General features: G+C 57.4%; 11 protein-coding genes. 8 read left to right on the top strand and 3 right to left on the bottom strand.

The window, feature by feature from the left end; translation table 11 throughout:
* Window positions 1–37 precede the first annotated feature (37 nt).
* Window positions 38–3,031: a sensor histidine kinase gene (locus tag IEN85_RS02195; RefSeq protein ID WP_191615437.1), complete on the bottom strand. Its 2,994-nt coding sequence runs from the start codon at window positions 3,029–3,031 to the stop codon at window positions 38–40.
* A gap of 222 nt (window positions 3,032–3,253) precedes the next feature.
* On the opposite strand from IEN85_RS02195, the gene IEN85_RS02190 reads away from it, so the two are divergent.
* Both IEN85_RS02190 and IEN85_RS02185 read left to right on the top strand, forming a co-directional pair.
* Window positions 3,254–4,129 carry a substrate-binding domain-containing protein gene (locus IEN85_RS02190; RefSeq protein ID WP_191615436.1) on the top strand — a complete coding sequence of 292 codons (876 nt, stop codon included), beginning with the start codon at window positions 3,254–3,256 and terminating at the stop codon, window positions 4,127–4,129.
* 232 nt (window positions 4,130–4,361) lie between these two features.
* A complete protein-coding gene (locus tag IEN85_RS02185) occupies window positions 4,362–5,351 on the top strand; it encodes a LacI family DNA-binding transcriptional regulator (RefSeq protein WP_191615435.1) in 990 nt (329 codons plus the stop codon).
* 221 nt (window positions 5,352–5,572) lie between these two features.
* On the opposite strand, the gene IEN85_RS02180 is transcribed toward IEN85_RS02185, so the two are convergent.
* Window positions 5,573–9,259: a TonB-dependent receptor plug domain-containing protein gene (locus IEN85_RS02180; protein WP_191615434.1), complete on the bottom strand. Its 3,687-nt coding sequence runs from the start codon at window positions 9,257–9,259 to the stop codon at window positions 5,573–5,575.
* 914 nt (window positions 9,260–10,173) lie between these two features.
* Here IEN85_RS02180 and IEN85_RS02175 point away from each other — a divergent pair.
* From IEN85_RS02175 to IEN85_RS02155, 5 genes are all read left to right on the top strand, one after another.
* Window positions 10,174–15,612 carry a rhamnogalacturonan lyase family protein gene (locus IEN85_RS02175; protein ID WP_191615433.1) on the top strand — a complete coding sequence of 1,813 codons (5,439 nt, stop codon included), beginning with the start codon at window positions 10,174–10,176 and terminating at the stop codon, window positions 15,610–15,612.
* Window positions 15,613–15,974: 362 nt separating this feature from the next.
* Window positions 15,975–16,412, top strand: a complete 438-nt coding sequence (locus tag IEN85_RS02170) for a hypothetical protein (protein ID WP_191615432.1) — start codon at window positions 15,975–15,977, stop codon at window positions 16,410–16,412.
* 176 nt (window positions 16,413–16,588) lie between these two features.
* Window positions 16,589–18,037: a glycoside hydrolase family 28 protein gene (locus IEN85_RS02165; RefSeq protein WP_224772408.1), complete on the top strand. Its 1,449-nt coding sequence runs from the start codon at window positions 16,589–16,591 to the stop codon at window positions 18,035–18,037.
* A gap of 88 nt (window positions 18,038–18,125) precedes the next feature.
* Window positions 18,126–21,014, top strand: a complete 2,889-nt coding sequence (locus tag IEN85_RS02160; protein ID WP_191615431.1) for a glycoside hydrolase family 2 TIM barrel-domain containing protein — start codon at window positions 18,126–18,128, stop codon at window positions 21,012–21,014.
* Between the two features lie 27 nt (window positions 21,015–21,041).
* Entirely contained in the window at window positions 21,042–22,370 is a 1,329-nt protein-coding gene (locus IEN85_RS02155; protein ID WP_191615430.1) for a rhamnogalacturonan acetylesterase, read from the top strand.
* Window positions 22,371–22,447: 77 nt separating this feature from the next.
* Here the strand turns inward: IEN85_RS02155 and IEN85_RS02150 are convergent, their stop codons facing one another.
* A complete protein-coding gene (locus IEN85_RS02150; RefSeq protein WP_191615429.1) occupies window positions 22,448–23,440 on the bottom strand; it encodes an MDR family NADPH-dependent oxidoreductase in 993 nt (330 codons plus the stop codon).
* A gap of 122 nt (window positions 23,441–23,562) precedes the next feature.
* Here IEN85_RS02150 and IEN85_RS02145 point away from each other — a divergent pair, with 122 nt between their 5' ends.
* Window positions 23,563–24,096 (top strand): GNAT family N-acetyltransferase, encoded by a 534-nt coding sequence (locus IEN85_RS02145; protein ID WP_191615428.1) that lies wholly within the window; start codon window positions 23,563–23,565, stop codon window positions 24,094–24,096.
* The last annotated feature ends 81 nt before the right edge of the window (window positions 24,097–24,177 follow it).

Below are 24,177 nucleotides of genomic sequence, written 5' to 3'. Positions count from 1 at the left end.
TGGATCGTCAGATCGAATGTGTTTTTCTGAGCTTTGCTTAGTGGGGGAGGGGGTAGCGGGCGATGATGGTCGTGCCGTGGTTGGGCTTGGATTCGACGTGTAGGGTTCCTCCCACTTCGGCGAGGCGGGCTTTCATGTTGTTGAGGCCGTTTCCGTCGAGGAAGTCGGAATTCGTGTCGGAAAGCCCGACTCCGTCGTCGCTGATTTTGCAGGTAAACGTGTTCCCCTCGAAAGCGAAGGAGATAGTGGCTCGGGTCGCCCTCGAATGTTTCAGCAGGTTCGCGAGAGCTTCTTTTGCGGCGAAGAAGATGTTGTGCTGCGCGTCGGGCGGTATGTCGGCGGCGGGTATGAGGTTGGGATCGCTTCCGGTGCAGTCGATCCCGCTGCCTTTGAGGACTTCGCGGGCGTACTTTTGGATAAGCTCCGCTAGGTTGCGCAGGGTGCCGTCGCCGGGGGTGAAAAGCCAGACGATGCTGTGCACGTCCGCGTTGAGTCGCCGGGCCCGTTCGGCGAGGCGGTTGAGGTTGGACTGGGTGTTGGCGTTTCCGTTTTTTGCGGTGCGGGAGGCAAGCAGCTGGAGGGCGCTGAGTCCGCCGCCGAGGTCGTCGTGCAAGTCGCGGGCGATGCGCGTGCGCTCCCGCTCGAGGGCTTGGTCCTTTTCGAGCTGGAGGAGGCGCTCGCGCAGGCGGCGTTGCGACCATTTTCGTACGGCGAGGGCGCAAGCGACTAGGGTTAGCAAACTGGCGAAGACGATGAACCAGACGGTTTGCCACCAGTGGGGAAGGACTCGAAATGCGACTGCGAGCGGCTGACGCCGCCAGTCTTCCCCGGTGGAGGACTGAAGCTGGAGTTCGTAGTTTCCAGGAGAGAGCGCGGAGTAGCTGAGGGTACGGGTGTCCCTTGCGTCGAGCCAATCTTCGCCGGCTCCGAGCAGGCGGTAGCGGACCTTGATGTTACGTGAGTCGTCGAAGAAGGGAACGGAGAAGCTGGCCTCGAAGCGGTGTTGGCCGGGAGGAACAGCGATGTCGCTTTCCGAGTCTACCTCTTTGCCGTTGATCATGACGGAATCGAGGTATAGCCGGGGTTCGACAGTGTTGGGCGGCACGGTCGAGGGGTCGAAGATAAGCACGCCGCGAGAGGTGGCGAACCAGAGATTGCCGTCGGGATCGGCGAGGGAGGTCGGGTACCAGTTCACTAGAAAGGACAGGTCTAGGTGTCGACTGGGGCCGCCGGCAAATTTCGGCGAAACGGAGGGACCTGCGCCAGCAATGGCTGCCAGCAATTTGTCTTTTGGAAATTTATAGAGTCCGTACCACAGGTTTCCGTTGGAGTCTTCTTGGATGGAGGATGCGTAGCTGATCGAGTATCCTAGGGTTCGATTCACGTTTAGGTAGGCGTTCTCTGTGCGGAGAAGGAGGCCTTTCAGGGTCGCGATCCAAAGGTTGCCTTGACTGTCGAAGTGCAGGTCGGGGATGGAGCTTCCAGAGTACTCTGTATTTACTTCTCCTTCGTGGTAGCGCAGCAGCTCTCCGTCGTAGGTGCCGGCCCAGATCTCTCCTTTTTCCCCCTCTTCGATGCTCATGATCGAGTGGCCGTTGTATCCGTTTTCTGATGTCAGGAGGTGTGCGGTGTCGTCGCGATAGTAACCGAAGGTCGCCGGGGTTGGGGATCCTCCGAATTTTCCGAAGGTGGTGCCGCACCAGAGGTCGCCGTTGCTTGCGGTGAAGAGCAAGTGAACCTCTCCTTCTATTTCGGGCAGTTTTTCGACTGTGGCGTAGGGTGGTCTGCTGCGGTAAAGTCCACTGGTGTTTCCGATCCAGAGGGTGTTATCCAAGTCGAAGCTGAGAACGTTTACGGCTAAGGGGAGGTCTTGGTAGGAGAGGGAGACTCTTTGCGGTTCTCCATCGACCATGCGGTAGAGGCCTCCGTTGGCGTTGGCGATCCAGATGTTGTTTTGGCGGTCGAGCTGTAGCGATACGCTGACGTCTTCCGCTAGGCCGGTTTCGCTGTTCAGGAGTCGCATGGCTTTGCGATGTATCCTGCCGAGGCCGTTGCCTTCAGAGGCGACCCAGATGGTTCCTTCCCTGTCCTTGAATACGTCGTTCACAACGGGGAAGACCTTGGGGGCGGGGTGGAATTTCCCTTCGTTCCAGTGGAGGAGCCCGAAACGTCCGGCTGCGATCCAGAGGGTGCCATACGAGTCGACGCTCGCGCTGCTGAGTTGCTCGGGGGCGTTGCTCCAGGGGACGTCTGTTGCCAGTGTATCCAAAGTGCCGTTACGATATTGGAGAAGTCGGTCTTTTTCGAAGACAAGCAGGCTTTCGTCGAAGCCTTTGGCGAGCAGATGCGGGGTGCCTATTCCCTCGGGGAGTGGCGTGAGATGCTTGTCGCGGTAGATGCCTGAGAGGGAGGGGGTGGAGATCCATAGGTCGCCCTTAGCGTTTTCGACGAAGCTGGATTGGGTTTTGGCGACTGCTTCGGAGGAGAGGCCTTCGAGCCAAAGTCCCTGTTTGGCTTGCCAGCGAAATACGTTGCCGCTTCGGATGCTTATCCAAAGGGATCCGTCGCTCGCCCCCTGCAGGCGGTGGGGGACGAGATGGGAAACGCTTTCCGAAGCGGGGTGAATGGCGAAGCCTTTTTCTGTAACGCTTACAATTTGGGCGCTGGTGGGTTGGATGACGACTTGTCCGTCGATGGTTCGGGCGATGCTGCGGATGTTGTTGCCGCGAGGTCGAAAGCGGTCGGGCAGCTCTCGTTCCTTGAAGTCCCGCCCGTCGAAGCGAATCAGTCCCCCGCGGGTGGCGAGCCAAAGGTAGCCGCGTCCATCTTGGCTGATTGCGTTTATGGTGCGGTTGCTCAAATCGTCTTGGGAGGTCCAGATCTCGATCTGGTAGTGGGAGCTGATGTCGGCTACGGTGGAGGCTTGGGCGGACGTTCCGTTTAGAATCAGCCCGAGGCAGAGGCAGCTCGCCGCGATGAGAAAGCGGCCGAGGGATCGGAATTGTGATAAGGGGAAACGCTTGCAGCGCATGTTCAGCTAGTTCGGCTAAGTGGGGTGGCGGCTCGCCGGATTAGGGGGAGCCCTGCTTGTGGTTCTGCCTCACATGAGGCGTTGCTTAGGGGAGAAATGCGAGCCTAAGAACCCTCCCTTATTTCAGGTATGGCGGGGGAGCAGTTTTTTCGATAGGGTAGTGTCACTACGGTGGCGCCGCTGCCGCTTTCGCAAGCAACGACTCACTCACCCCACTTGCTCATGAACCTCTACTGCCCGCCTACTACCCCCCCTTGTGTATTGCTCGCTCTTGATCGCTTGGAACCGCGAATTGTTGCCGGAGTCAGGCGTTTCGCCGACGAGCGGGCTTGGATTCTGGAGATTCCCTCCTCCTACGAGGAGCTCTTGCCGCGCTTGAAGGATTGGAAGGGCCACGGTCTCATCGTGGATCCGGGCAACGCGCCCTCTCGGTTTCCTTTGACGCAGGTGATACGCCAGACGCGGGTTCCGGCTGTGAGCCTGCACAAGCGAGGGACATTTTTGGGAGCCGCTCGCGTGCTGCCGGCCTACGAGGCAATCGGTAAAGTAGGGGCTGAACATCTCGTTACCCAAGGCTTCCGCGAGCTCGGGCTCGTGACGTTTTCGGAAGACTTGGTGGAAGAGCAGCTTTGGCAAGGGATGCGAGGGCGTTGCCAGCGCCATGGCGCCGCGGTCCGCAAGATCGCTTACTCTGACCTTGTTGAGGAATTGGAGAACGCCGACGCAGCTATCGGACTACTTGCGCCTACGGACCGCAAGGCGAGCACCGTGATTTCCACCTGCCTGTCGAACGGTCTGGAGCTTTCTCGCCAAGTAGGCGTTTTAGGAGTGGGCGACGATCGCAAGGTGTGCCGCCTGCCGGATGTCGCATTGAGCAGCGTGGCTCTCGACTATGAGCGAATGGGCTACGAGGCTGCTCGCTCCTTGGCGGCCTTGATGAAAGGCCAACGACCAGTGCGCGAAACCTGCGAGATAGCCCCGATCGGTGTGATGGGAAGAGGATCGGCCGAAAGGAGCCGCCCCGGACGCGTGGACCGGGCGCCGCTTCGCCAGCGTGAGGCGAATAGCCCTAGAGAGCGTTGGGCATCCATCGCCTAGGCCCGGGCGCTGCCATTCGCCCTCCCTTGGAGATGAACTGGTTTAACAGTTAAGCAATAAAGTTGTAACAGTTACAGTCGCTTTGCGCTTCCATGGTCGGGTTCCCCATGGGTTTTAACCCTTTTGCTCCATTGTTGTTGCTTGGCAGTTGCCAATCGGTCTGCGCTGCGGGTAGGTAGAGGGCTCGGAAGCGGGGACTCATTGGCAGAAACGCGAAAAACGGTAACAGAAGATGGGCGAGGAGCAGGTTGGGCGAGGCAGGCGGAAAAAGGCCACCATATACGATTTAGCGGATGCGACGGGGTTTTCTTCCGGCACGGTAAGTCGGGTTTTGAACAATCGCTCCAACGTCGCGGCTGAAACGCGCGACATCATTCTGAAAGCTGCCCGCGAGATGAACCTGCAGCCACAGTTGTCGGCTCGCTTGAAGCAGGTCGCGGTCGTTGCGGACGCATCGAGCGGCGATCGGATGGAGGGGTACGCCTCGACGTTGATTTCACACCTCGCCTACGCTCTGAGCAAGAAAAGCTTCGCGGTGTCCTTTCCGGAAGATCCGCAAAAGCAGTTGTCGACGCAATTTGTCGACGCGATCGTGGCGGTGAGCTGCGGCCCTCAATTGCAGCCATTGCTGCAGGAGTTCGAAAAACAGCTGCCGGTGGTTTATCTGGACAAGTTCGATTGCGCTCCCGAACAGCATGCGGTCGTTTCGGACCATTACCAGGCGGGAGTTCTGGCGGCGGAGCATTTCATCGCTCGCGGCAAAACCAAACTCGCTTTCTATTCCAAGCGCTCCTTGCCGCATGCGGAGCGGCTGCGGGGCTATCGGGATGCCATGGAGAGCGCGGGAGTGAAGGTAGACGATTACCGTTTGTTGATGGAGGAGTCGGACTCCTTGATGGCGGCGGTCACCCGTATCGTGCGTAATGGGGCGGATGCCCTTTACGTGCCGGGGTCAAGCTTTCAAGCGATGGAGGTGCTGCACTTGCTTTCCTACGTGATGGGCGTGAGGGTGCCGGAAGACATCTCCGTTATCGGCGGCGAGAACGCGGTTGTATCCAAATTTATGAGTCCGCCGCTCACCACCATCGCAGAGCCCCTGGAAGAAATGGCGAGCGCGGTGGCTTCCCTTTTGGAGGACTTGATGCAGGGCCAAGCTCCCGAGCAGAGAACGATAACCCTGCCGGTGGAGTTGATAGAGCGAAACTCGGTCTTTGGAGACTGAGCTGAGTTTGCAAACGCGACCGAAGGCCCGCTTGCTTGTAGGGCGCTGCTGCAATGCGTGTGGCCGCTGCAACAGCGGCTGCTATCTCCTTGACTGGGTAAGGTTCGGCTAAGCTGCAGGTTCTTTTATGAGTTCTGCTGGTCCAAATTGCTTTTGGTCGTAAACAAAAAAAGGTGCCCCAGCGTGTGGGGCACCTTTGTTGTTTTGTAATTTTTTATCGACTACATATCGAAACCGAAGCTCAGCACGAACTTGCGCGGATCGATGATGCGGTAGCCGTAGGGCGAGCCGTCGAAGTTGACTCCGACGGTTTGCAAACCGCCGCTCTCGAAGGCGTTGACGATGTTGAGCTGTACCTTCATGTCGGCCTTGCCGTCCCAGATAGGACGCTTATGGGAGAGCCAGAAGTCGTAGAAGGTCTGGGCTGGCGTATAGATTGGACGGGACGTATCCGAAATATCGATATAGTCAGGACCGTTGGCTCCGCTGGCCTTGCCGTAGTAGCCGATGGACTTTTTGTCCAACCAACGCATGCTGCCGCCCACTGACCAGCCCTTGTACTTGCCGTCGGTGAACTTGTAGTTGGTGGTGAGGGCTGCCTGGTACTTGCTCTGGTTGGTGATGACCTGGCCTTCGAGGTCGGTAGCGAGACGAACCTGGGGAACGAGGATGCTGTTGTAGTAGGCTTCGACGGTGCGGTCTACGGGATTGGTATCGCGCACTTGCGAGGTGTAGCCGTAGCTGCTCCAGAAGTTGGTCAGGTTTACGTTGGTGCCGCCGTCGGTGGTGTAGGTGGCGAGGTCTTGGTACTCTGGAAGCAGGTGGTCTGCAGCCGATGCATTTTGCCAGTCCGGGAAGCGGCGGTCGAACCATGCTCCGTATTCCTTCATCACGTTGGAGTAAACCGTTTCCTGCTTGGAACCGGTGAACTTGAGGGTCCAGTTGCGGGTTGGGTTGTAGACCACTTCAACTTCGGTGCCTTCTGCGAAGACCGAACGGGTCGCTCCAGTGGAACCGAGGTCGCTGTAGTAATCGTAGGGGAGTCCCCAGATCGCTTCGATGTCGGCTTCCAGTTGTTCCTCTTGCGCGGTGCTGAGGTTAGCTCCGAAGGTTTCGGTGTTAGTTGGGTCCTGTCCCCAGTTGATGAGGGCAATGGTGCGGGCCCAGTTGCGGAAGGTGCTCTGGTCGAGGTTGCCGGTGAAGCGGGAGAATACCGTGCCGCCGCTGATCTGCTCGTTTTCGTTGGAGGATTCGTACTTGCTGACCTTGGCGAAGAGCTTGTTCTCGAAGAGCGAGAACTGGATGCCGATGTCTTCGCCTTCGCCGCTTGGCTTGGGGAGGGCGTTGCCGAAGAGGTCGACGCGAGCCGAAGTCGGCGGGTTAAAGGTCTCCGACTTGTTGAAGGTGAACCCAACCGTGTTGAGGAATTCGGAGAAGAGGTTTCCGGAATTCGCGCGGGATTCGATGCCGTCCCAGCCCTTGAAGGGGCGAACGACCACGCCAGCGGTGCTGGTCTGCTCCGAGATGGTGGTCCATGGACGGTAGCGATCCATGATGGCGTCGAGGTTGAGGAATCCGTTTTCGTACAGCTCCGGACGGGTGAGGGACTCGGAGAGAACGTTTCCGTTTTCGTCGGTGATGGTTCCGGATGTCGTGCCGCGGTTGGAAACTTCGTCCTCGCGGATGCCGTAGGTGGCTACGATGCGATCTTCCCAGAAGTGGCTGGTGCCGCCGATGTTCCAAGTGGAGATCTTGGTTTGCTTGCTGCCGGTGTGGGCGGAGTGGGGATTGAAGGACGCAGAGTAAGAAACCTGCTGCCACTGGGAGTTTTCCCAGTTGTAGACGTCCATGTTGCCGGTGTAGTCAGTGTAGTTCCACTCGCCGCTGCCCATGTTGGCGACTCCGTATTGTGATACGTCGAGATTTGGCTGGCTGAGGTAGAAGGCGCGACGTGTGGTAGCTCCTTCATTGCGGTAGCCGGTCGGGTTGCCGTCGGCGTCGTTGTTCGGGTTTGCCAAGTAGCGAATCATGCCAGCATCCGCTTCGCCGCTATCGTAGTAGTTGAAGCGGAGGCGGTAGAAGTCCTGGGTTTCCTTCTCTTCGGAAAGAAAGCCGATGAACTGGTGCTTGCCGAGCCAGCGGCTCCAACCGTCGTTCGCGGTGAAGTCCGGAGTGTAGGCCAAGATGGCGCGGTACTGGTCGTTGACGAGCTCGTTGCGGAAGCTGTCAGGGTCGAGGTCCTGGACGTAGACGCCACCAGCATAGGGGTTGACCGAACCGTCTGGCAGGTGGGAGTTGGTGTCGACGTAGAAGGTGGTAGCGTTCAGCTGCGACACGGTGTAGCTGGAGTAGGACTCGAAGTCTTGACGGAACCAGCCAGCGGAGAAGTAGAGGTCGTCGTTGAGCTTTTGCTCGAACTCGAGATTGGTGGTTCTCGCGTCCTCTTCGCCGTAGTTCATCTGCAGGATGTTTAGGTTCTCCCAATCGTAAATGGACTGATCGGTCACGCCTGAGTATTTCCAGCTAGCGATGTCGCCGCCGCGAGCGGAGTAGTCCGCTGAGGAGCTCCAGTACTGTTCGTAGACCGGGTAGTTGTCGGCGTTGGCGTAGATGTCGGAGGAGGAGGGGCCCCAAGGAGCGTTGGCCGCTGGGTTCTCGTCCGTACCGAACTGGGTGCGGTAACCGCCGGGCTGAGCTTGGAACCAGTTTACGGTTTCGCCACCGCCGATTTGCATGGTGGGGCGGCTGTTGGTCCAGCGCATGCTGGGTACCTGCAGGGCGGAGCCGTTTTCGGCGAGGGCGGTCCAGCCGACGATGGAACGTCCGTTGTAGCTGGTTTGGCTGCTGTTCCACTTAGTTTCGTCGTAGTCAGGCAGTCCCATGATGTAGGACCTGACATCGTCGATGAGGGGGCTTCCGGTGCGGTTAATGAAAGGACCGACTTGTTCGCCGGTGCTGGTGTACGTGACCATCTTGGTGATGGGGTTGTACATGGGCATGCCTTCCTCGATCCACGGCGTTACGTAGTCGACTGGCGTGAGGGTGTTGGGGCGACGATTCTCGTTGCTGTAGTCTTCGAAGTTGAGGTTGAACTTCGTTTTTTCCGTCGGCTTGAAGGTTACCGATCCGTAGAAACGGCGGGTGTCGTCGTAGGAGGGCTTGCGCTCGAACTCCTTGTTGTCGACGAGGATGGCGCCGGCGACGGCGAGCTTGTCATCGACGAGGGAGCGGTTGAATGAAAGGCTCGCCCGCTTGGAACCGCGATCGTCGAACTTGAGCTTGAGGGCCTGCAGGTTCTGGTTGAGGGCGGCGGTGGTGCGGCTTTGGTTGACCACGCCGGCCGGACTGCCTGTGCCGAAGAGCATGGAGTTCGGGCCGCGGCTGATTTCCACTGACTGCACGTTGTAGGAGTCGAGAGGAATCTGATTGATGGCCCGGTAGAAGTTGATGGAGGCGGAGGGGGATCCGAGACCGCGTACGGTATTTGCCGTCGCATTGGTCATGGCGATGCCGTTGGCTCCGCTGGCGAAGCCTGCATTGACGTCAGCGATACCGTCGCCGCGCAACACGCCTACGCCAGGCGTGTAGGTGGATGAACCTTCGGTACTGGCCTCGTAGCGGAAGATGTCGTTGAGGTCTGTGGAGGCGGTGTCCTCCATCTGCTGCAAAGTGACGACGGAGATGGAGGCGCCGATGTCCGCCAGGTTCGTGCTCAGGCGTGAGCCGGCCAGCGTGTTTGTCGCGCGGTATCCGGTGTCGTCCGCGGAGGACTTAACCTCGAATGGCGAGAGTTCGAAGATCTCGTCATCTTCGCTTGTCGAGGCGCTTTGCGCGCTTGCCCACTCTGCGAAGGGGCAGGTCAACGCGAGGGCAAGCAGCCAGCGTCGAGCGGTTTGGGGTACGTTCATGGGTTGTTTCATTTCGTGCGGTTTTTCGTGTTTGTTTCGTTTATCCGTAGTTGGAAATTTTCGCGCGCTCGGTGGAGTTGGGGCCTCGTTTTCGCCGGGGATGGCGGAAGCGGTAGCGTTGTTTGGGGCGGGGCCGAAGCGGGGGCAGCTGAGGCGGCGAAGCGCTTAGCCGCCGGTGGGTGGAAAAACTGGTCGTGTCGTAAATGTACACTGAGATGAAAGAGTTACAGCAAACCTTGCCGTTTCGGACAGTAAGACTAGGCGGCAACCTCATTTTCAGAGAGTTTGGTCGGAACAGGTCTCGGTTCTTAGAACCTGTAGATTACTGTTATACTGCGCTCTTCAGGCTTGGAGGCGGGGGTGTTGGTTTTACTGTCAGAAGGTGAAAACTTTGCTGTAACAGTTACGTATTGCCAAGGTTCGGCTCTATAGAAGCAATATGTGTCTCACCGTAGCGTGCCTGCTTGTTTTCTGTCTCCTTGCCGATTCGAATCGTCTCGAACTCTCGATAGTTGGCTTCGGGGAGGGCAGGGCGAGTTTCCGCTAACAGGAGTCATAAGTAGCTATCTTTGAGTAGTATGATGCCCTTTAGGTAGTCCGGCCAGTGAGTCAGGGGTGACTCTTTTAGCTGGATTTAAGGGTATGGAGCCCGGCCGTAGGGTAGCGGTCGGGCTTTTTCGCGCCCGCACGAGCGGTCTCCTTCCACGCGATCCCTCCCTTAGTAGGGATCGTCGATAAATGACTGTCAGATTTGAGAACAATGGAAGAGTAACAAAAAGCCTGGCTTGATGTTTCCAGCCTTTCCGAGCTCGTCGACCCTCCGTGACATGATCGGGGATGGGCTGCGTGCCAGGAACGCTGACCTATTGGCGTTCCAAGCTCTAAACCACTCCAAACGGACACCCCAAAAAACTATGCCTCCAAAGCTATCCTTATTGTGTAAGGCGGCTCTCTGCTGCCTGTTTCTCGTTCAATCGCTGGCCTACCAGGCCCATGCGGCGCCCCATCAGCTGGAAAAGCTGGACCGTGGCCTCGTCGCGGTAAAGGCCAACGCTAACCAGGTTTACCTGAGTTGGCGGCTTTTGGTCAGCGATTCGCCCGGCACCGCGTTCAATGTCTACCGTTCGGCCGACGGCGGGCCCGCCATCAAGCTGACTTCCACCCCGCTGCTGCAAACCACTGACTTCAAGGACAGTACGGCCGACCTCGCTGCCTCGAATGCCTATTCGGTGCGCGCTGTCGTCGACGGAGTTGAGTTGGCTCCTAGTCGCAAGGCGACGATCGAGGCGGATGCTCCGGTACAGCAGTATCTAAGTCTCCCGCTGCAGGTTCCCGCAGACGGCGTTACGGCGGATGGGGTAAACTACTCTTATTCGGCCAATGACCTGTCGGTCGGTGACTTGGATGGCGATGGTGACTATGAAGTGGTGGTCAAGTGGTACCCTTCGAACGCCCGCGACAACGCTCAGAGCGGATACACCGGAAACACGCTCCTAGATGCCTACACCTTGGAAGGGGAGTTGCTATGGAGAATCGACTTGGGGGTGAACATTCGCTCCGGCTCCCATTACACGCAGTTCATGGTTTATGACTTGGATGGGGACGGCAAAGCAGAGGTGGCTTGCCGAACTGCGGAAGGGTCAATGGATGCGAGCGGAGCCTACGTCGCCGATGCGAACAAATGGTTCGGGGGAGCGATGCCCCCAATCGACCATGCGGCGGATCGCCGCAACTCGGGTGGATACATCTTGGAGGGACCCGAGTTTCTCACGCTTTTCGATGGGCTTTCAGGTCTCGAGATGGCTTCTACTCTCTATGAGCCACAGCGCGTGCCCGGCACGTTTTTTCCTACGAGCGCCGAAATCGATGCCCTCTGGGGCGACGGTTATGGAAACCGTGTGGACCGGTTTTTGGCGGCGGTTGCTTACCTGGACGGCGAGCGTCCCAGTTTGGTAATGTGTCGTGGCTACTACACTCGCACAGTGCTTGCAGCGTATGACTGGAGGGATGGCGCCCTGACGAAACGCTGGGTTTTCGACACTCTGGACGAAGGGACTCCCGACACCTACAGAGGGCAGGGGGCGCACAGCTTGACTGTTGGCGACGTAGATGGCGACGGCAAGGATGAGATCGTATACGGAGCTGCGACGATCGATGACAACGGTAGTGGACTTTACACTACGGGAATCGGGCATGGAGATGCCTTGCATTTTTCCGACATGGACCCGGATCGTCCGGGCTTGGAAGTTTGGATGCCGCACGAGTCTCCCAGCTCTTACGGGCCCAACGGTTCGGAGTTGCACGATGCAGCGACGGGTGAAGTGATTTTTGGTGTGAGCGGCAGCGGCTCAGATGTTGGCCGCGGCGTTGCTGCGGACATCGATCCGCGTTTCCGCGGCTTCGAAACCTGGGCCTCGCGCGGAGGCATGCACTCGGTCAAGGGAGAGCCGATCGAGACCTCGAGCTTACCGTCCATGAACTTCCTCGTTTGGTGGGATGGCGATCTGCTCCGCGAGCTCTTGAGCAACGTCTCCATTACCAAGTGGAATTGGGAAACGGGCGAGGCCGACCCACTGTTTTCCGACACGGGAATTCTTTCTAATAATTCCACAAAGGCCACGCCGAACTTGAGCGGCGACATCTTGGGGGATTGGCGCGAAGAAGTGATTTGGCGAAATACTGACAGCACCGAGCTGCGTATCTACACGACCACTATCCCTGCGGAGTGCCGTATGGTAACCTTGATGCACGACCGTCAGTACCGCTTGGCGATCGCGTGGCAGAATGTTGGATACAACCAACCCCCTCATCCAGGATTCTATCTGGGTGACGGCATGATCCCGCCAGTGTCTCCAGAGTTTTACTACGCTGAGAGCAACGAACTTCCGCAGGTTTCTCTAGTTGCGCCTAGCAGCAACACAGTCGTTTCGATCGGAGACGATGTGCCTTTGGTTGCGGAAGCGAGCGATTCGGATGGCTTCGTCGAGTCGGTGCAGTTTTTCGAAAGCGGGAAGTTCTGGGGGATGGACCTCAGCGAGCCTTACACCGCTCTATGGGATGCCACCGAGGGAGGAACCTTCGAGCTGAGGGCCGTAGCGACCGATGATGCGGGCGAGCAAGGCGTGTCCTTGCCGGTTGCAGTCGTGGTGGCTTTCAATGATGCCTACGATGTGAGCTCAGCGGAGCCGGGCACCGCTCCGTTCGGGAATTCGGAAAGTGGATACACGGGCGACGGATATTTTGAACTGAGCCACCCGTCCCACGACGTTCGTTTCACTGATTTCGACGGTGGCCTCGAAGGGGGAACCAAAACCTTGCTGATTCGCTACAGCAAGCAGAAGCCCGGTGTGAAGCCGATCAAGGTATGGGTAAATGGGGTACGCTATGGCCTGAAGCTGCCTTCGACTGGCTCGGCGAGCTCCTGGGAGGAGTTTGCGTTTTCTGTTGAGTTGGCGCCGGGCGAAACCAATGAACTTGTTTTTGAGTCGCTCGGCGGAGAAATCTACTTCGACAAGGTAACGGCCCTTGGCATCGTGCGCAATCAAGCCCCAGCTGTCACGCTCACCAGTCCGAAGGATGGTTTCTCCAACTTGGAGGGAATCGACCTCTACCTTTCCGCTCTGGCCAAGGATATTGGAGGCTCGGTCGAGAAGGTTGAGTTCTTCGTGAACGGTACCTTGGTCGGCTCCGCGGAGAGCGAGCCCTACGCTTTCATCTGGCAGGAGGTGGGTGAGGGCGCATATGAGATTGTTGCGACTGCCACGGATAACCTCGGGGACGCGACAAGCACCGACGCGGTGCATGTTCTTGTCAACAACCCTCCATTGGTGGCGATCGTTGAGCCGAACGAGGTGGCCTACACTCTCGTGGCGGAGTCTACGCCAATTGTGGTGGAAGCGGACGACGGGGTTGGCTCGGTCGAGCTGGTCGAGCTTTTGATGGATGGAGCGTTACTCGACTCCTCGGCGGGTCCAGCCTATGAGTTCGATTGGGTTCCCGATTCCGCCGGACCGCGCGCCTTCCAAGCGGTTGCAACTGACAATCGTGGCACGACAGCTGCCTCCTCTCCCATTATGGTCAACGTGTTGCCGGCTGGGTATGAGGCGGTTTCTCAAGCCGAAGACGTCGGTTTGTCGGGTGACGCCGTCGTAGCGAATTCGCTGAGTGGATACAACGGAACTGGCTATGTGGAGCTCCCGAGTGAAGCTGGCCGTATTGAGCTGAAGCAAGTTGACGGAGGGTCAGGATCTATGGCTCTCGTTCGTATACGTTACGCGAATACATCCTCCGATTCACGAGTCGCTATTCTTTCGGTGAATAGTGCTTCTTACCCGGTTGAATTTGCTCCCACCGGAGGAAGCTTCGTCGTTTTGGATCTGCCGGTGCCAGTTGATGCGGGCAAGTCGAATGCCTTGCTGCTCTCTGCCATTGGCGAAGGCGCCCTTGCGATCGATGAATTCAAGGTACGCGGCTTGCAAAGCTTGAACGATCACACCTATCACGCTGAAAACGCTTTGGCCTCAGCTTCGATGGTGGTCGAATCCAGCAATTCCGGATTCAATGGCACAGCCTACATGAACTTCCCGGGATCCGATGGCCTGCTAGAATTCCCAACCGTTGATGGCGGCTTGGGCGGCACCAAAACGCTCAGTATTCGATATGCCCTGGGTTCAGGCGCTCGGGAGGGGCGTTTGACGGTGAACGGAGTTTCGCGGCCTATCAACTTCGTAGCTTCTGGAAGCTTCACCACTTACGTGTACATGGATATCGATGTAGATCTGAATCCTGGAAACGCTAACTCTATCCTTATAGAGTCGATTGGAAACGACCTAGCGAACGTCGACGAAATTGTCGTTCGAGGCGTTGGAACGCCAAGCGCGGTACCGGATGTCGCTCTGTTGACTCCAACTGATCCGAGCATCGAGTGGCGTTGGGGTGAGACCATGACGATGACGGCATCAGCATCGATCGACAGTGGCTCTATCGAACGCGTGGAATATTACGCCATGGATCCACTTGTGAAGGTGGGCGAAGCGACGATTGCTCCATACTCCTTCGATTGGTTTGTATTGCCTGGTGAATACGAGATCTTAGCTCGTGCCTACAGCGGTAACGGATCAGTCGCGGAGTCTTACGGTTACCTCATGGATGTATCCTTCGACAATGATCGCCCCACTGTGGAGATCACCTCTCCGGCGGTCGGTACAGTCTTGCTCGATGGTGCCGACGTTACCATCGAGGCGACAGCTAGCGACCCGGATGGGTCGGTGGCCCAGGTTGAGTTTTACGTGGATGGATCCTTGGTAGGAGTTGATGCGGAGGAGCCGTTCAGCCATACGTTGACTTCATTGCCGGCAGGAGGCTACCAGGTGAAGGTGCGCGCGGTGGATAATCTCGGCAGCACTTCCTTCGTCGACGTGCTCGAATTGGGTGTCTACTACGCGACTGGTGGCGAACTGCGCCAGGAGGCGGAAGACGGAATCTTGGCGGGCGCTTACGTGACCAACTACGACAGCCGCTTGCCTGGTCCGGTAGGCGTTCCCAACGCGGTGAAGTCGCTCAGCAGCAGCGGCAGCGATTCGAATGACCTGCCCGGAACGGACTACTTGGAAATGCGTTTCAATATTCCCGTTCGCGGCTACTACCGCATCAAATCCTCGGTTGCTTCGCCTGATGGCAGCAGCGACTCGATGTACGTGTCGATAGACGGAGCGGATCCGTTCCAGCATCGCTGGGTGACGGCGATCTCCTCTGGATTCGCGACTGACTATGTTCGCTCCGACAGGCAAGACCCCTTGCTTATTCTCTGGGAGCAGGGCGGACACTACGTCCGTTTTGGCCACCGCGAACCCCTTGAGCTCGACTACTTCGAGGTCGAACTGGTGAGCGAAGCTCCCCTGGCCCAACCGTTTTACCCAACCGGTGGCGAACTTCGCCAAGAGGCGGAAGACGCGATCTTGGCTGGTAACTTCACCGTTGTGGCGGAAGCGGACGCGAGCGGCGGATTTGCCGTGCAGACTGGCGGTACGTTGTCGCCAACTCCCAACTACGCGGAGTTTCGTTTCAATGTGGAGCACCCGGGCATCTACGCCCTTAAGGCTGGGGTCAAGACGGTGACATTTGCCGGACAGGACGACTCCCTCTATGTGTCGATCGACGGAGCCTCCTCAAGCCAGCACACTTGGGATACGGAAGAAGCCGACTACTATATCGAGGACTATGTGGCAAGCCGGACCGCAGGAGATCCTCTGTTGATATTCCTCTATCCAGGTGGCCATTCGGTCCGTTTTGGTGATCGCGAAGGTCCTTACTTGGACTGGGTCGAACTGGAGTATCAGGGCGATGGCCTTTGATCCGATAAATTGGGGCCATTTGTATCTGTAATTAGAATACGTAGGTATTCTCATACCGTTGAAGTTCACCTTTCGTCGCTAGATGCGAGGTGGGCTTCTCCTTTTTTATCGATCCCTCAGCAGAACTTCAGTTCAAGCCGAAGTAAACTATGTCGTTTCAATCCAAGAAGCAGCTTTTTGTAGGTTTGGGAGTTTGTGCGCCTTGTAGTCTCTTCGCGTTTCAGCTTGGCTACCGTTTGGCAGCAGAAAGGGAAGCGTCAGTTGATGCTGAATACGTTTGGGAGCCAAAAGTTGCACGTGAACCTGAAAGGAAATTGGGAGCGGGCGCTGATGGTTCGTCGACTATCCCGCAAGGGAGGAACATGCCTTCGGAGCGACCGGTTTCGCTGTCCGCGGGCGATTTTGTTCTCAGCGAACGCTCGCTTCTGGAGGCCGCAAGTCGCTTGCGGGAATTGGCCGCAGTCGATCCGTCCTTGGCGCTATCTCATGCATTTAAGCAGAGCTCCGTCCACATGAGAGAAGCCTTCTTCTCCGCGGCTTGGTCGCAGAGCGATCCCGGACAGCTCGCCCGATTTGCCATGGACTTGCCCGTAAGCGATGAGCGAACGATCGCTTTGGAGCAGGGCGTTCGGGTTTGGGTTGAGGCGGCCCCGGGAGCCGCTTCGGAATGGTTGGCCCAGCAGCCGCTAACGCCTGATCTGGACAAGGGGTTCTGGCTCTTGCGACGCATCCTTATCTCGCTGAGCGCCACCCGCGAACGCCCATCACTTGGGCCGAAGGCTTGCAGGATCCCTCTTTGAGGGGTGACACGGTCGCTTTGATCATCAATCAATGGGTGGCGACGGATCGCAAGAACGCACTGATTTATTTGCGAACTTGCGACATTTTAGATCAAACAGCTCGAGAGGATCTGCTCGCTCTCTTCGGAGGCGGATAGTCGGCGAACCGAGCGGTCCTTGAGAAAGGAATTTACGAAATGAGAAAACGAATTGGAAAAGAGATCTTTATTGAGAAAACGGACGCGCTCGGGGCTCGAGTCGCCTTTTTTGCTGCGGGTGCGGCTCTGCTCTCAGCTTTTGCTGCCACGGGAGCTGGCTGCAGCGACAGGGCGAAGCAAGAAGAGTCGGTGGGGGCGGAGACTATTTCCTTGGAAAGCTTGCCCTTTGAGATGCCCGAATTCGAGGTTCCTGATTTTTCGGAGAGCCCTGAATTTTCCATCCTTGCCCACGGGGCGAAGCCGGATGATGGAGTGGCTGACTCGAAGGCGATCGCGGCTGCTATCGATGCAGCTCACGAGGCGGGAGGCGGCAAGGTCGTAGTGCCTGCGGGGCATTGGTCGACGGGCAAGATCCATTTGAAGAGCAACGTCTGCCTCTACCTCGAGGAAGGAGCGGTGCTGGAGTTTTCGTCGGACCCGAGCGACTATCTTCCGGCGGTTCGCTCCACTTGGGAGGGGATGGAGTGCTACAACTATTCGCCGCTTATCTACGCTTTCGAGTGCGAGAATGTAGGGATCGCAGGAAGCGGAAAACTGTTAGCGAATCTGGATACGTGGAGCGAATGGTACAAGCGTCCGCCTGCCCACATGGAGGCCTCCAAGGAACTCTATCACATGGCGGCGAAAGGCGTGCCGGTGGAGGAGCGGGACATGACGCTGGGCGAAGCGAATATGCGTCCGCAGTTCATCCAATTCAATCGATGCAAGGGAGTGCGTCTTGAAGGCATCTCCATTGAGAACAGCCCTTTCTGGGTCATTCACCCCTATCTGAGTCAAAATATTCTGATACGCGGAGTAACGGTGAAGGCGTATGGGCACAACAACGACGGAGTCGATCCGGAGATGAGCCAGAACATTCTCATCGAGGATTGCGTGTTCGATCAGGGTGATGACGCCATCGCTATCAAGTCGGGGCGCAACCAGGATGCTTGGCGTTTGAATACGCCGACCCGTAACGTGGTGGTTAGGAATTGCCTCATCAAGAACGGCCATCAGCTCTGCGCGATCGGCAGCGAATTGTCGGGTGGGGTGGAGAACGTTTTGATCGAGAACTGTACCTTGGACAAATCGATTCAAAACGTGGGGCACCTCTTGTTTATCAAAACGAACGAGCGTCGGGGCGGTTTTGTCCGCAACATACATATGCGGAATATCGTGGCGGGCGACCTCCGCTATGGGGTGTTGGGCATCGAGACGGATGTGCTCTACCAGTGGAGGAACTTGGTTCCGACCTACGAGCGTCGCCTTACGCCTATCAGCGACATCTACCTCGACAATGTCGAAGCGGGGGCCGTGAAGTATGTATCTAAAATTCAAGGACAAGAAGAGCTTCCGGTTGAGCGGGTGAACTTAAAGAAGGTCAGCGTTGCCAAAGCCGAGGAATCGAGGTTGCAGCACTTGCATGTGAATAGCTTCGTCGGGGATTGATCGATAGCGTTTAAGGCCGTTATTTGGAACTGTCAGATTTGCCCAAGTGGGCCTTTTGCTGGCGATTCCGTATAATGGTCCCTTTCTCATGAAAGTACCCTATGCTATCTTTCTTTTTCTCTTGGTCGCCGTTCGCTGCGCGGGCGGGGCCGAGAGCAATTTTGCCGTAGATCCGATCAACTTCGATTGGACCTTTTCCCTCGGAGAAAAGGACGGCGCGGAATCGCCGCGCTTCGACGACAGCGCTTGGTCGAGGGTGGACTTGCCGCATGATTGGGCGATCCACTCCGACTTTGATCCGGAGGGCGACCCCAATACCGCAAAGCTGCCTTGGAAGGGCGAAGCTTGGTATCGCAAACGTTTCGAGCTGCCGGCGGCGGCCGCGGGCAAGCGTCTGCAATTTCTCTTCGACGGAGTGATGGCCAATCCGGCTGTCTATCTGAACGGCCGTAAGGTGGGGTCGTGGGTTTATGGGTACAACTCGTTTCATATCGATGCTACGGATGCGGCGATTTTTGGCGGAGAAAACGTTTTGGCAGTTCATGTCGATACGAGGGGACACCATTCCCGCTGGTACCCCGGAGCTGGAATCTATCGTAAGGTAAGCATGCGAATTGTGGATGACGTGCACGTGCCGATTTGGGGCGTTCAGGTTACCACGCCGAAGATCGAAGAATCGGGCGCGACCGCTCGGGTGGCGGTGGAGATCGCCAACGGATCCGGCGAGACGAGAGAGGTTTGGGCGAATGTCGCTTTGTTGGATCCGGTTGGGGACCTAGTGGCGGCGGATCGACGATTGGTCCGTTTGCAGGAGGGCTTGGAAATCGTCGAATTTGACTTCCAGCTCGCAAGCGTGCTGCGGTGGGACGTCGAGCATCCGCACTTGTACACGGCCCGGGTTAAGCTGGAGTCGGACGCAGAGGAGATCCAATCGGTGGATACGTCGTTCGGATTTCGCGTTTTTGAATGGACGGCGGACGACGGGTTCCATCTCAACGGTCGCAGGCTCGAATTAAAAGGGGTGAACGAGCACCACACCCATGGCATGCTGGGGGCGGCTTTCTTTCCCCGTTCGGTTGAGCGCAAGCTAGAGCTGCTGCGGGACATGGGAGTGAATGCCTTGCGCACGTCCCATAATCCGGAAGCTCCGGAAGTGCTGGAGCTTTGCGATCGTCTGGGAATCGTCGTCTTCAACGAGCTTTACGACAAATGGGACCGCACCGGTGGGGTGGACGTGGATACGGAGACCTTCGTGAACGAGCACGCCGAAAAAGAGGTGCGTAACTTCGTGCGGCGCGACCGCAACCACCCGAGCGTGATGATCTGGTCGGTGGCGAACGAAGATGGAGCGATCCTATCGAATCGCGATGGAAAGTCGGCCCAGCATGTTGCCAAGATGGTGGACTACTTTCGCAGGTACGATCGTACTCGCCCGACGACCATGGGCTGTCACATGGCGGGAGGAGCGAGGCGAGAATGGGGCGTGTTCGATTCTTTGGATACGTCCGGTTGGAATTACTCCCAGCGCTACATGAACTTCAGGAAGAACTATCCTGATAAACCGATCATCTACAGCGAGACGGCTTCGGCCTTCGGCACGCGAGGGCACTACGAGTTGCAATTGCCGCAGTCCAAGATCGACTTTGGAGATGACGGTTACCTGAGCGCTTATGTGATGACTGCTGCCCCGTGGGGAGATATTCCAGAGCATGAGTTCGAGCGAATGCGAAAGCACCGTTACTTGAATGGCGATTTTGTATGGACCGGTTTCGACTACTTGGGAGAGCCGACTCCCTTGCGGGGAACGAACTCTCCGCCCGAACTCATGCTGGAAGCTCGCAGTAGCTATTTCGGGATCATCGATTTGGCCGGTTTGCCGAAAGATACGTTTTACTTGTATCGAAGCCAGTGGAACGAAGCAGAGCCGACGGTGCACCTTTCGCCGCACTGGAATTGGGAAGAGGGGGACAAGGTTCCGGTATTCGTCTACACCAGCGGAGACGAGGCGGAGCTTTTCTTGAACGGTCGCAGCTTGGGGAGGAAATCCAAGGTGGATCCAGACCAGTTGCAGAACGGAAACCTCGCTTACCAGAAGCCCAGCTACGCCAGCAGTTCGGAAGTATACCAGGATGCGGGCGGGAACGTGCTCAAGGACAATACTTCCGACAAGGCCTTCGACGGCAATGCGGATACGCGCTGGTGCGCCTCGGATGGTTCTCTGCCGCAAACCTTGCAGGTGGACCTAGGTCAGGGGAGAAAAGCCGAATGGGTACGTATCCGCTGGGAGGGTACGGCAGCGGATTACGAGTTTACTTTGGAAGGTTCGGCCGATGGGGAAGTGTGGTCTGCTGTTGAAGGCAAGATTGAAGCTCAAGGCAATTTATCCGTGGCGAAGCTTGAAGGGGAAACCTATCGCTTTTGGCGCTTGTCGATCGCGGGAGTGGCAGGTGGACGTTGGGCGAGCGTTCGCGAATTTGAGATCTTAGAGCAGGACGAAGTCTCCTCGGATCCCTATTTCGATATCGTAGATGCGTATCGTATCCGCTTTTTCGACATCCCTTTCGAAGCGGGAACTCTCGAAGTCGTTGCTTACGAGGACGGGCAAGAAATCGGCAGGGATCGAGTCGAGACGGCGGGAGCAGCGAAACGGCTTCTTTTAGAAGCTGATCGGAGGCAGCTGAATGCGGATGGAATGGACCTCTGTTACGTTACCGTGCAACTTGTGGACGAGAAAGGGACGCTGTGTCCTTGGGCGATGGATACGCTTGAGTTTGAAGTGGAAGGCGCTGCTGTCTTCATGGGAGTCGCGAACGGAGATGCGGTGCAGATGGATGGGCTTACCGATGACCGGCATCCATTGTTTTATGGCCAGGCTGTGGTAGCCTTGCGAAGCAAGCCGAGCCAGTCGGGGGAAGCAGTTCTGCGCGTGAAAACGGAGGGACTTCCTGCCAGCGAATTGAGGCTTCAGTTCAATTAATGACAGTTCCGAGGTACTCAATAGGATATGAAAACGATTCACTTTATGTTGTTGGGAGCGGTGGCATTCCTGTTCGTTGCCTGCTCAAGGCCGAAAGGAGACGAGGGTGGAATTCGTTTTGATTTTGGAAGCGAATCGAATGTCCGCGGCTATGTTCAGGTAACCGAAGGAATGGCTTTCGATGCGGAGCGAGGATTTGGTTTCGAGTCTGGATATCAGCCGGAAGCGATTTCTTTGCCCGGACAGAGTGGGTCGCTGCTCTCCGATGGTGTGGGCGGTGAAGAATCCTTTTTCTTTTCCGTTGCGGTTCCGGAAGGGAACCATCGCGTTCGCCTGATCTTGGCGGCTGGTGAGAAGGACTCGGAAGTCACCGTGAAGGCGGAGTTGCGTAGGTTGATGGTCGAGTCGCTTCGTATCGAAGCTGGCACTACAAAGGAAGTAACGTTTGTGGTGAACACGCGTCAGCCAAATATCGCGGCGATCGATGAAATCGAAGCCGGACGAGTCAAGCTCAAGGAACCGCGCGAAGTTACTCAGGAAGCTTGGGCGTGGGACGATCTCTTGACTTTGGAGTTTTCCGGTAAGCGGCCGATTGTTTGTTCGCTCGAGGTGGAGCCAGTGGACGTTCCGACGGTATTTTTAATCGGTGATTCCACGGTTTGCGACCAGTCGAGGGAGCCGTACACAAGTTGGGGGCAAATGATAACGGCCTTTTTCAAAGCTGAGGTGGCTATTGCCAATCATGCCGAGTCCGGCGAGACCTATCGAGATTCGTTGGGACGGCGTCGTCTCGACAAGATCCTCAGCGTGATGAAGCCAGGCGACTACCTTTTCATGCAATTCGGTCACAACGACCAGAAGCAGATCAAGCAGGGGACGGGCGGTCCGTTCACCACCTACAAGGAGGAGATGAAGGCCCACGTCTTGGGAGCTCAGTCAAGGGGCGGGGTTCCGGTGATCCTCTCCTCAATGGAACGCTTGGCCTTCGACGATCAAGGACGGGCCCTGGTCAGCCTTGGCGAATACGCGGCCGCCTGCAAGCAGGTCGCGGAAGAGCTAGGGGTTGCCTTTATCGATCTCAACGAGCCAAGCCGACTCCTCTACGAAGCATTGGAGTCCCGCGGGGAAGGCAAAGCGGAGCAAGCGTTCGCGCCTGGCGACAGGACGCACCATAATAACTTCGGAGCCTATCAAATCGCCAAGATTGTGGCCCAAGGGATTGCCGATAGCGACTTGGGATTGAAGGCCTATCTGGTGGACGGGTTTTCCTACGATCCTGCGAATCCGGATTCGCTCGATCAGTTTGCGGTTCCGTCGAGCCCCATTGCCACGAACCTTCGTCCGCTGGGCGATTGAGGTATCCAGTTTGCTGTGACTGGAGAGACCTAGCTAAGGCTCGTCAGCGCTAGTGGGATAGGGTAGCGTGCAGGACGCTAGAACTTGAACAGAACTTTTCCGGATTTGCCGGACTGGTTGGCGTGCTTCAGCGCTTTTTGCCAATCTTCGAGCGGATAGGTGGCAGCGACGTCAACGCGGATCTTGGCGTTCTCCATGAATGTGAAAACCTCGTTGTGCAGGGCGAGGATGTCCTCGCGAGCAGCGGTGGCGTACCATTTGCTCACCCAGAATCCGCGGAGGCGAATGTCGTTGAAAATCAAATACCGGGTAGGGAAGGGCGCGGGTTCGCGGTCCATGCCTCCAAAGGTGATGAGGGTGCCGCCGTCGGCAAGAATTTTGCACATGCCGAGGGCGCTGGAGCCGCCGACGGAGTTGAGGGCGATCTTGGCTTTTTTGCCGTTTGTGGCTTCGAGTGCGGCCTTGGCGGCGTCACGGTCGTCAACCAGCACGACGCCGGCGCCGAGTTTCTTGAGGGCGGGGGTGGCGTCGAGGTTGCGCACGAGGTTGACGGTTTTGATGCCGAGATGGCTGGCGATTTGAATGACCAGCTTGCCCACGGCAGAGGTGGCGGCGTTTTGTACGATGATATCGCCAGCCTGCAGCTTGGCGAAGTCGTGCATGAGTTTCCATGCGGTGGCGGGATTGACCCAGCCCATGGCCGCTTGCTCCATGGGGAGCTTTTCAGGCGCGGGGAAGAGGGTTTGGCAGTCGACGACGGCGTGGCTTTGCCAGGATCCGACGCTGCTGGGAACGAAGATCTTTTGCCCAACGCGGAAGCGGGTGCCTTCGCTGCCAAGTTCCAGGATTTCGGCAACTCCCTCCAAGCCCGCGGTGGCGGGGAGCTCCGCCAATTCGCCGTAGGTGCCGCCCACGCGTCCGAAGTCGGCCGGGTTGATGGGAGCGGCGAGGACTTTGAGCAGGGCTTGCTCTGGCTTTAGCTCGGGAAGCTCGATGGTTTCGAGGGTGAGTACCTCGGCGGGCTTGCCGAAACTTGCGTGACGAAGGGCGGTGGTTTTTTGCATAGCCATGAATGGGAGTGAAGCGGAGCTAGGGGGCTTTGCAATGAACTTGGTGGCTTTGCAGTGGCCTTCCCCGTGTATCGCGCGATGTTTAGTTGAGTAACTTATAGGCGCCTTTAGCGTTTGCGCAAATGACGAAAGTGTATCTCAGGAGTCCGGAGCGTAGGGATGGCAAGGAGTTCGTGGCGGCGACGAAAGCGAGCGAAGCGATGCATCGTCCCTGGGTCTTCCCGGCTCAAGACTTGCGAGGTTACTATGACTACTTGGAGCGTATCCAAGATTCCAGACAGGAGGGGTTCTTCGTGTGCCGGGTGAGCGACGATCGAATCGTGGGGGTGGTGAATCTAAACGAGATCGTGAGGGGGGCCTTTCAAAGCGCCTACGTCGGCTATTGGGGAGTGGCGGAATTCGCTGGGCAAGGCTTGATGAAGGAGGGGCTCGCCCGAGTTGTCGACCGCGCCTTCAAGGTCATGGCCCTGCATCGGCTGGAGGCGAACGTCCAGCCAGGCAATCAGGCTTCTATCGGTTTGGTAAGCGGTCTGGGTTTCCGCAAGGAAGGCTTCTCGCCCAAGTACCTCAGCATCGGCGGCGAATGGCGCGACCACGAACGCTGGGCAATCCTCCGCGAGGAATGGGGAGGCGTGGATGAGGTGGTGGGGAGCTGAGGCGCCTGTGAAATTAGAACGAACCCCTTTCTGCTGAGTGGGGTGTCCATATTAAAGATGGATACAGTTAAGGGGGGAGAT

Origin of the sequence: Pelagicoccus enzymogenes (genome assembly GCF_014803405.1) — a bacterium.
In the GTDB taxonomy this organism is placed as follows: Bacteria; Verrucomicrobiota; Verrucomicrobiia; order Opitutales; family Opitutaceae; genus Pelagicoccus; species Pelagicoccus enzymogenes.
Note: the sequence above shows the minus strand (reverse complement) of the source record. Positions and strands in the feature narration are given on the sequence as shown.